The 11628-nt window shown below is 36.2% G+C and carries 3 protein-coding genes and 1 pseudogene; all 4 read left to right on the top strand.

Annotated elements, in window-relative coordinates; all coding sequences use genetic code 11:
* Positions 1-325: 325 nt before the first annotated feature.
* Positions 326-712, top strand: coding sequence for a BlaI/MecI/CopY family transcriptional regulator (locus tag RMR19_RS12785; RefSeq protein WP_310603879.1), 387 nt, complete (start codon positions 326-328; stop codon positions 710-712).
* A complete protein-coding gene (locus RMR19_RS12780; protein ID WP_310603878.1) occupies positions 705-2432 on the top strand; it encodes a M56 family metallopeptidase in 1728 nt (575 codons plus the stop codon). The genes RMR19_RS12785 and RMR19_RS12780 overlap by 8 nt, the downstream gene beginning before the upstream one ends.
* 298 nt (positions 2433-2730) lie before the next feature.
* Positions 2731-10560, top strand: a complete 7830-nt coding sequence (locus RMR19_RS12775; RefSeq protein ID WP_310603877.1) for a discoidin domain-containing protein — start codon at positions 2731-2733, stop codon at positions 10558-10560.
* A gap of 642 nt (positions 10561-11202) precedes the next feature.
* A pseudogene (locus RMR19_RS12770) lies at positions 11203-11628 on the top strand (sugar ABC transporter permease); the annotation flags it as partial.

Below are 11628 nucleotides of genomic sequence, written 5' to 3'. Positions count from 1 at the left end.
AAATATTTTCATTAATATTCAACCTCTTTCCTTTAGAAAATATGTAACTATTCAGAACTACCTCTTTTAAGTTACAATTGTTGTGTATGAATTATAATTCTTTCACCTACTTGCTGTAGGTGTACTAGTATATTCATATACTACAAGATGTAGGTGAACATGTCAATCATTATTTTGAAAAGATAGAATTACTATTTGAAAAGACATCATTGTATATTGACATTTACACCTACATCTTGTAGTATTCAAGTATAATATATCATATTACAGATTGCATACTGATATTAAACTAAGATAATTGTGAAACAAAGTTGGAGGTGGAGTTATGAGCACATATAGTTTATCCGATGCGGAGTTATTGATTATGAGAATTATATGGAATAATGGAGGAGAGTTGCTGTTTGCAGATTTAATGAAAGAGCTAAACGAGATGGAGAAAAGTTGGAAAGTGAACACCGTTCTAACATTCCTTTCTCGTCTTATAGAAAAAGAGGTACTGAAAGTTGAAAAGCAAGGTCGATTGAACCGATATATTGCATTGCGTACAGAAAGTGAGTATACAGAATCATTAACACAATCGTTTTTAGGTAAGTTTTTTGATGGAAATGCAAAGAATCTAGTTGCCTCGTTACTGCAACAAAATAGTTTGACATCCGAAGATATTGCTGAATTACAAGAGTTTTGGAAAGGTAAAGGTGAGGATATTGGGTGAGATATTTAAAATTATTTTATCTCTTTCATTTTCAGGTACTCTATTAGCAATTATATTATTAGCACTTAGACCATTTTATAAAAGTAGGTTAAGAAAATCATGGCAATATTATATTTGGCTTATCGTACTTTTGCGTATGGTAGTACCATTTGCACCAGAGACAAGCCTTTTGAGTATGTTATCATCTAAAACGTTTGGTGTAGTTGAAACAGGTAACAATGTACAGAGTGGACCAGTTATAGAGAAAACAGAGATAGGTGCTATGAATGGAACAAGTGATAATGTACAAGAAGAATTAGCTAATACTGCGGATTCGATTATAGATGATAGCCAAACTACAGCAAGTAACTCTATGATAAGTAATCTTTCTATCTTTTTAAGTGGTATGTTCTCTAATATATGGAATTCTATTGCCGATGTATTTTTGAGTATTTCTATTGTTTTATTTGTACGGAAAGTGGTTATGTATAGACGTTATACGAGATTGGTTAAGACAAAGTGCATTGAAGTTGATGCCAATGTTATGCGTATATTGAAAGAAACTTGTGAAGATATGGGTATAAAACGTTTTGTTTCCATCTATGAGAATGGTTTTGTAAACACGCCGATGCTTGTAGGAATTGTAAGGCCGTATATTGTTCTACCAGTAATCCACTTTACTGATGACAACTACAGAATGATATTCAGACATGAGCTGAATCATCTAAAACGACGCGACATTCTATATAAATGGCTTGTAGAAGTAGTAATATGTGTGCACTGGTTTAACCCATTAGTTTATATTATGCGCAAAGAGATTAGTAAGAGCTGTGAATTATCTTGTGACGAAAAAGTGTTATCTAAGCTTGATGTATCTAATAGACGTGGTTATGGTGATGTGCTAATGGTATTAATCCAAAAGGGAGGCAAGAATCATAAATCCTTTCTTTCTGTTGCCATGAGTGAAGATGGCAAAAATATAAAGGAGCGTTTAGGCGGAATTATAAAATATAAAAAATCAACAATACATACCCGTATAGTATCCTGCATATTAACTTTGGTACTTGTTATTGGAGCAATTGGTGTTGGTGCTTACAGCGGAAAAAATGTGGCTAGTGCTAGTGAGTTTCAGGTTGGGGATACATTTTCTAACGGGATAGAGCTATTCGCGGTTAATGATTTGGTAAAGAAAGAGGAGTTTTCTGATTCTGTTCAAACAAGAGAAGAGATACCAAAGGTAATCGATTATGAATATGCAATGGAGCAATATGGATTTTGGGCTTCTCCAAACCCAGTAAAAGTATCTGTTGGTAGCAAAACATTTACCTCTTATGCGACAGAAGCATATCGTGATGACGAGAATTATGATATGCTGTTTGAAGATGGAAACTATATAGAACATTTTTTTGGAAATTCGTTAAATGCGGAATATTCCCGATATTTTTTCCATGATTCATTCTATGAAGTTAACTATAATTTTTGCATTAAATTATGTTCTGAATACAAATATTCGAGTAAGAGAGGTCATAAAGTACCTATTGATGGAAGTGATTTAATTACAATTTGGGGCGTAGGAGAATCGTATGATGGAATCGTTGAAATTCTAAATAGTGATATCAATTTTGATTCTTTCGAGGAATGGGCGGATTATCTGAATCGTGAGCTAAAGGAAAAGGGAGCTATCGCTGTTTTCTTAAAGGAAGATGCGAAATATAATGATAGTGAGTTGGATTTTGAATAATCCGAAAAGAATTGAAAAGATAGAAAAGAAACATCGTATATAAAAGATACAGAAAAAATGTATCTGTTTATATACGATGTTTTTTAAAATTCATAGGAAAATGCGTCCTATGAATTTAAGTTTCAAACACATCTTAGAAAATCAAAAAACGTTTCATTAGTGTGCTGAATTTATATTGCTAAGATTTCTGCTAGAAACCTAAGAAAGTTACCATAGTTCATAAAAAGTGAAATTGCTAAAATAGAAAAAAGGTATTAAAAGCAGTTTGAGTATCGATACAACAACAAGGAGGAGAGTTATGAGGAAAAGAAAGTATATACTTAATTCATTAGCATTTACATTGGCAACAACAATGGCATTGTCTAGTCCGTTAACGACGATACATGCAATGGGGAATTCTGTCGTTATAACAGAAGGGAAAGAAGCAGGAGAGGGAGAATGGTTACTCTTTGCAAATTCTTACACACCAGCAGAAATTGATTATGTGAATCTGGCAACGACAAGCAGAATAACTCCTGAGGCATTAGCAAATCTGGGGGATGGGAATACATATACGAGTTCAGGGCATTTGACTGGAGGAGATAAAGGATTTACTCTTGATTTTGGTGAAGGTAATAGAGTGAAACTAAGTGAGGTTGGAATTCAAGCAGCCCAAGAAACAAAGGGAAGCTTGTCACCAAGAATCGTTGGCGCCAAAGTAAAAGGTTCCATTGATGGGGTTACATTTGTTGAGTTGTCAACAAATACAACAATTGATTCTGATGATATGCAGACATTAGAAATTAAAGAAGAATATCAACAAACGAGTTGGCGTTATATTCGAATTGAAGGTACTGGAAATGGTACGGCATTCACGGTTGGAGAGTTAAAATTATATGGAACGCACATTACATTAGAAGATAGCATTACTACAGTAACGATGTATTCCTCTAATACAGAAGATGTAACAAAAGCAAATGTTGGTGATGAAATAACAATCAATGTAACAGCAGATAAGGATATAGAAGACGTAACAGTTCGCTTAAAAAATATTGGATATGTCGATGCAACTTATGCAGAGAAGGACAATCCAAACTTTGATTTAGAATTGTCTGCAACTGGTAATGGTACGGATTGGAGTGCAACCTATACAGTAGGAGAATATGATTTTTCTGGTGATGTAGAGGTTGAGGTAAATTATAAAGTTTCCGATACTGAAGAAGAGGGATTGACAACGATTGGAACAACAGATGGAAACAATGTTTCTATTATGTCAGCAGATAATTTCATTGACATTACAGATAGTAATCTAGGTGCAAAATTTGGTCTTTTGGATTATAAAGATGGTAGTTGGGTTACCGATTATTCACAATCAGAGGCAGAGGCACAAACACAGATAGATTATATTACAGATAAAACATATACGACGAATTCAGAACAAAAACCAAATGGAAATAATAAGGCTGGAGCAATTGACATTGATTTTGGCGAGGATAAATCCGTGTATTTACAATCTGTTCAGATTCTTGCAAGACATAAGTTTGCGAATAGAACGGCAGGGGTACATATAGAGGCGTCCAATAATGGTGTAGACTGGGTTAAATTAACAGATGGTGCTTCAAATCAAGTAGAATGGCAAACATTAAACGCATTGGATAAAAAGACAAACTACCGTTATTTAAGAATATGTGGTGGAGAATTTTTGAATGTATCTGAAATTAAGTTTTTCGGTATAATCAGAGACGTTAATGAGAATTGTCTATATCTCTTAGATGATGTAGTAACAAAAGCTGATGTAATATTGGCGCGAGGAAAGAATAACTATACGAATGAAACTTGGACAGTTTTTACAACGGCACTAAGTGAAAGTAAAGCAATACAAAGTGATAATGGTAGCTATACACAAAATCAAATCGATGAAATGGTTGAAAAACTTGAGAGTGCAATTGCTGAATTAAGCGTTGGAATTGATTTTGTGAATTTGGCAACATCAGATCGAGAAGGTTTAAATCCGCTTTCTTATCTTACTGACGAGAATGCAGAGACGCATTCAGGTGATTTAAGATACGATAAAGGTTTTACACTTGATTTTGGTGAAGATGGAAGAGTGAAATTGAGCCAAGTTGAATTGCAAGCTCGTAAAGACTTTGGAAACAGAATGCTTGGAGCAACAGTAAAGGCTTCACAAGATGGCAGTACATTTGTAGAAATATCAACTTCCACAGCAGTTGATTCAGCAGATATGCAGACATTAACAATCAAGGAAGAATATCAACAGACAAATTGGCGATATATCCGAATTGAAGGGATAGGCGCTGGTAACATATTCTCTGTTGGCGAGCTAAGACTATATGGCTCACACATTATATTAGAAGATACGATTCAGGCAATCTCAATACATTCCTCAAATCAAGATTCGACAGTGGCAAATGTTGGTGATGTAATTACGGTTGCTGTAACTGCGAATAGCGATATTGAAGATGTAACAGTGCGATTGAAAAACATAGGACAATTAAATACCGCATCCTCAAACTTTGATGTGACGTTGCTTGCAACTGGTAGTGGTACGAACTGGACTGCAACCTATACCGTAGGAGAATATGATTTTGTTGGTGATGTAAACTTTGAGTTAAGTTATAAAAGTTCTGCAAGCCAAGAAGAAGGAATAACGAAAACGGCAACAACAAATGGAAGCAGTGTTTCTATTATATCAGATAACTTTATTGATATTACGAATCCAAGCCTTGGTATAGATTTCGGTTTGAATGTATATCAAGATAGCGTATATGTTGCAGATTATGCAACAGCAGATGCAGAGGTACAAATCGGTTATATTACAGATAAGAAGTATCTTACAAACTCAGAACAAAAACCAAATAACAATCAATATTCTGGGGCAATCTATCTTGATTTTGGTACTGAAAAAACAGTGTATCTACAATCTATTCAGATTCTTGCAAGATCTGGTTTTTCAGCAAGAACAACAGGAGTATACATAGAGGCATCTAGTAATGGTACAGATTGGATTAGATTAACAGATGGTGCGTTGAACACAGTAGAATGGCAAACATTAAAATCATTAGACAAAAAGACAAGCTATCGTTATTTGAAAATCTGCGGTGGACAATATCTGAATATATCTGAAATTAAATTTTTCGGAAGAGTTAGAGTTGCTAATGAAAAATATTTATACGGATTAAAGGATGCTATAAAAGAAGCGCAAGAAAAAATCGCACAAGGGAAAAACAACTTCTCTGATGAAACATGGAATGAATTAGAAACTGCAATAAGTGCAGGGCAAAATATAATAGAGAACAGTGGAGCATTTAATCAACAACAGATTGATGAAGCAACAGAGAATCTATTAGCAGCAGTTGAAGCTGTAGCAGAACCACTTCCATGGTTTGTTGATAACGAAGGAACTGCTCTAAAGCATCCGGCAGTGGGAATTAGCGGAGAACGTTTAGAAGAAGTTCGTGAACACATTGCAAAGAAAGAACAACCTTGGTATGACTACTATTTAGAATTTAGTAAAACAACATTTGCAGCGAAGGACTATGTCAGCCGTAACGATGGAAGTCCGTCAACAGACGATATCGTAGCGAACTATGGATTTAAGAGTTATAATACGAATCTATTCAATAACCAGATGACACAAGACGGTAAAGCAGCATATTACCAAGCATTAATGTATTATTTTACAGGAGATGCTGTGTATCGCGCGAATGCAATCCGAATCTTGCGATTGTGGTCACAAGTAAATCCAAGCGAATGCAGTTATGCATCGGATGCACATATCCATATGGGTATTCCTGTAACATTACTTAATAACGCAGCAGAGTTAATTCGATATACATCAACTTTTGAGACAGATTCAAAATATGTATGGACAAAAGCAGATAGTGACCGTTGGTATACGAATTTCCTTGAACAGCCATTAGTACAATGGTTAGATAAGAATCACTATTGGTTGAATCAGCAACAGTTTTCGAATATGGCAGCGATGTCAGCGTATATCTTTAACGACGATAAAGCTGGATATGAGAAATTAGTAGAGCGAACAATGGTAAACAGTGGACTTGAAACGGAAGAATATATCTATCAAAATGGTGCAATCGCAAGTGCATTCTATGCGTTCGATGTGGATTACAAAGGGAATCAATTAGATAAAGTATATTATTCCGTAAAGGAAATGTCTCGTGATCAAAGTCATTCTTACGATAATGTAGAGAATGCAGGAATTCTTGCACAAATGATGTTGGCTCAAGGAACAAAAGTAGACCCTGTTCTAGGAACGGTTTCAACAAGCAGTAATGCAGTAGATGCCTATGAGTTTATGAATCGAAGCATTCTAAAAGGAACGAATACCTTCTGTGCGTTTGCACTTGGTTATCCAATTGCATTCTCAGACAGTCGTTTAGGATATGGCCCAAGTGATGCATATCGTGGCCGTTTGAACAATGTCAGCCAAGTATACTATTACTACAAATATGCAAAAGGCTATACAAGCACAGATGAAGATTTCAAATACCTTGATAAATACTATAAGAGTTATGAAGCAGTAGTTGGTATGCCAATGGATGAAACTTGGATTTACCTTCCAGAGGCAGCAACAGGAACAGCAATGCCAAACACGGTAAGTAATCGAGTGAATGGAACACACCATGTAGAATATGAGTATACTGATTTAAGTGACGGAAAAATCACAGAATCAAAAGATGGTGAAAATACATATCTAAACATACAAGCAAGTGAAGAGGGAACACCATTCGTACTATATGGTGGTGGTTCATGGAGCAGCCGAATTGATTTCTATATCTCAACAACAAAGAGTGCTACGTTAGCAAGATATGATGAAGCAACAGGTGAACTTGTAGAGAGTTACGTTATTCCGAATACAAATGGAGAGTGGAGATATTGCAGTTATAGCTTCGGTTCAGGAAATGAAATGCTATTCTTAAAAGTAGTGGGAGAAGGCACACTAAAACTAGATAGCTATAAAGTGAATGACAGCGGTATTACACCACCTGTGTTTGATGCAGGACAAACGATGAACGGTTATGCTTATGTAAAACAAAATTATACAGCACAAGTAACAGCAAAGGATAGTAATGCAAGTCATAAGGTTTCCTATAGTCTAGTTGGTGCACCAGCAGGAGCAACAATTTCCGAAACAGGTTTACTATCGTGGGCAATTCCACAGAATCAGCAAGCAGGCGAAGTAGTATTCCATGTCTATGCAACAGATGGAGAATCCATCAGTCTGTTAGAAGTATATATTTTAGTAGAAGGAAGTTTTAAAGATACGATTGCTCGTGTAATAGCAGCATATGATGAAAATGCAGTCTATGAAACAGCGTCTCTAAATCAGTACAAAGAAGTGTTAGCAGATGCAGAGGCACTTGTAGCGAATGGTTCAGATGAAGACCGCGTAAATGCAATCGAAAAGTTACAAGAAGCAGTAAAAGGACTTCGATTACTTAATCCATTGTTAAGTGATGGTGGTTTGGATTTGGGCAAGACTGTAAAATCTGTTGAGAATCTGAATCTTGACAATATGAAGTTATTGTCTGATATGGATCAAGGTTCAGGTACGGCTATTTTATGGGGAAATGCAAAGAAATCCTTTACAATGGACTTCGGAGTAGATTTTCAGATCAGTCTTTCTAGTGTTATTATGGCAACACCAACTGGCTGGGCGGCTCGTGGTGATGGTATGCAGATTTTTGGTTCTAATGATAATGTAAATTGGCAACCATTGTTACAAGAAGTATCGCAAGCGGTAGAGGGATACCAAACCTTAGCAGTGATAGAAGAGCAAAAAGGTCAGAAATATCGTTTCTTAAATGTAATGGATATGAATGGTGGTGTACTTAACCGTGACCAGACAACAGAGGATCAACCATTTACAATCAGTGAATTACACCTTATTGGAGAAAGAACAGAAACCGTAAACAAGATAACGAACATAACTGTTTCAAGTGATGAAGCGTATATTTTTACACCTGAGAGTGGTGAGCAACAAAATCTGTATTATGCAGGTGTTGGTAATACGGTAACAGTAACATTCGAAGCAAAAGAAGAAGTACTGGATACAAAGGTAACAATCGCAGGAAAAGCTGTGACAGCGACAAAAGCAAGTAGTGGAAATGTATATACAGCATCCTTACAGTTAAGCAGTCCAATTGATAGCGATGCCTATCCATTTACAATTGATTATACTTGCCAAGACGGACAAAAAGGAAGTACCGCTTATTTTGTAACGGATAATTCCAAGTTATTAATTAACGGACAAGATGATAATATATCAGATATTATGCAGAATGCCAACGTTGTAACGAGTGCAGGTGCGTATACGGCAGCCCAAGTAGGAGTATTGTTTGATAAAACTTCATCCGTTACGGATTTCAGACTTAATGGTGGAGGTAGCGGTGCTTGGATGACATTTGATTTAGGAACGGATCGAAAAGTAAAATTATCAAGAGTAGATATTCTTCCTAGATTAGATAAATTCGCAAGTCGTTTAGCAGGAACGTATATCCAAGGTTCAAATGATAATGAAAACTGGTATAACCTTACGACAAGTGCAAGTGGTATTGGGCAGTGGCAACAATTAGTTGTTGATGATATTGAGAAAACACAAGCATATCGTTACATTCGTGTTATAAATGGAAGTCAATGGTTTGGAAACATGGCTGAAATTCGCTTCTATGGAGAAGTTGGTAATTTAACAAGCGAAGATAGACCAGTCATTACCTATGATGTTACAACAAAAGCATCAATACCAGAAGGAGGAACAACAATTGCATACATTAATGAAACAGAAAGCAATGATCCTCCAGAACCAAGTGCAGATTATACAAAAACAGCTTTAACAGGTCTTGCAAAGGGAACTTCGGTTACGGTAATAGCGAAACCAGCAGACGGCTACCGTTTTGTAAAATGGGTATCAGAAGAAGAGACAATGGGAGTTACGGTATACGACTATATTTGGTCAACGTATCCGAAATTCACAATTATTAATTATGGTGGTGGTTATCTAGGTGCTCCACTTTCCTTCGGAGTGAATAAAGATTGGAAGTTGACAGCTGTATTCGAAAAGATAAGTAGCGACTATACAGTGACATTCCAAGCGAATAATGGAATGGTTGCAGAAACACAAACCGTAGCAGATGGTAAAACAGTAACAAAACCACAAGACCCAACACGAACAGGATATATCTTCACAGGTTGGTATTCTGATTCTGAGTTAACAACAAAGTGGGACTTTGATAACGATGTTGTGACAAAAGATATCGTTCTATATGCAGGCTGGCAGGAAGAGAATACTTCTGGCGGTGGAGATAACCCAGGCGGCGGAGATAACTCAGGAACTGGAGACAACTCAGGAACTGGAGGAAACTCAGGAAGTGGAGACAACTCAGGAACTGGAGGAAGCTCAGGAAGTGGAGATAACGCAGGAACTGGAGATAATTCGGGTACAGGAAATGATTCGACGACAGAAGACAAGACGATAAAGATAATGACAGTAGAAGAAGCAAAGAAGACAGATTCTGTAATTAGTAAAATCTTCGGTAAAACAGTTGTAAATGGTCGTTACGTTACTATTACAAAAGATAATACAATGAATATACCAGGGAAATTAACCGTTTCCATGAAGGGTGTTTCTGGTGCAACAAAAGGAAAACTTGTGTATATCTATTATGTTAACGAGAAGACTGGAAAGCTAGAAACAATCGTAGGTGGTTATTCTCAAAAGGCAGATAAAGACTTGAATGTTACATTCCCAGTAATGAAAAAAGGTAAATATGTAGTACTTACAAAGAAGGCAGATTCTAAGAAGATTACTGTGTTAAAGAATCAGATCACGATGAAGCTAAAGAGTACAAGTATTATGAAAGGGAAAACAACAACCGTTCAAGTAACGCTTCCAGCGTGCCTACAGCTTGTAACGTCACTTTCTAAGAAAACAGCAAGTGGAATGGGAGCAGTAACAATTACTTACAAGACATCAGATAAGAAAATAGCAACAGTTAGCACAGCAGGTAAGGTTACAGGCAAGAAAAAAGGAACAGCAACAATAACAGCAACTATTAAATTGTACAATGGTACAATAAGAACGGTTAAGATGAAGGTAACAGTGAAATAAAAGTAAAGTGGTTTCGTGAGGGGACTATAAGTTTAATATGAGTTTTATTACAGAGGGTAAGGATTCGTTAAGAATTCTTACCCTCTGTTGTTATTAGCATTAACGTATTGAATATAAGTGATTTGGCGCTGTTGTCCTCGGGGTTTCTGTGACTTTTACTTACAGAAAACATCTTGCGTTATTATCTTCTGAATAGTTACATTTATTCATTCAATAACTTACCCATACTTGTGTACCAATACAGTAGCCGTGCAAAACTTCATTACGTATCCTGCTTCTTCGTTGCTGCCCTACAATTAAGAAACGATAGCGAAACACCTGTAGTACTTCTTAGTGTGTATATTCATAACCTAGGAAGGCGAGGCATGGACGCCGAGCCAGCCTGAGTTGAGGCAGGATGCCGAATCGAAGGCGGTTCCGTAACTTTTCAATAACTCTCCATACACACATAGAAGTACTAAGGTGTGTAGCGTGTTTCGTATTGTAGGGAAGCAACGAAGAAGCTCTAAAACATAACAAAGTTTTGCACTGAACCCCCAGCGTACAAAAGCAAGGAAATTACCCTAAATCTAAGGTTTTTATTCTATAATACGATGCTCCAGAAAACTATAATAAGAGTATAAAAACAGGAGGTGATAGGTGTTGAAGAGTCAAAGAAAAGAGAAGAAAAAACACATGTCAGTGAAAGAAGGTGTTAAGGAGCTTCAGAAGAATCGTTTCCTTTATCTTATGACATTACCAAGTTTAATCTGGGTGGTGATTTTTAGCTATTTTCCGCTGTATGGAATTCTCATAGCATTCAAAAAATTCAGTTATAAGAAAGGAATTTGGGGAAGTGAATGGTGTGGATTAGATAACTTTAAATTCTTATTTAATTATAAAAACATTGGGCGAGTATTTTACAATACAATATTTTTAAATGTTCTATTCATTGTTGCAACAACAGTTATGTCACTGCTACTAGCGTTAATGTTTGTTGAGGTTAAGAAGAAAGTATATAACCGAATCATACAAACCATTGCGATATTCCCACACTTCGTATCTTGGACAGTCGTTGCGATGTGTATG

Origin of the sequence: Anaerosporobacter sp. (assembly GCF_031551385.1) — a bacterium.
GTDB lineage: Bacteria > Bacillota > Clostridia > Lachnospirales > Lachnospiraceae > Anaerosporobacter.
This window is presented reverse-complemented; position numbering and strand designations above follow the sequence as displayed.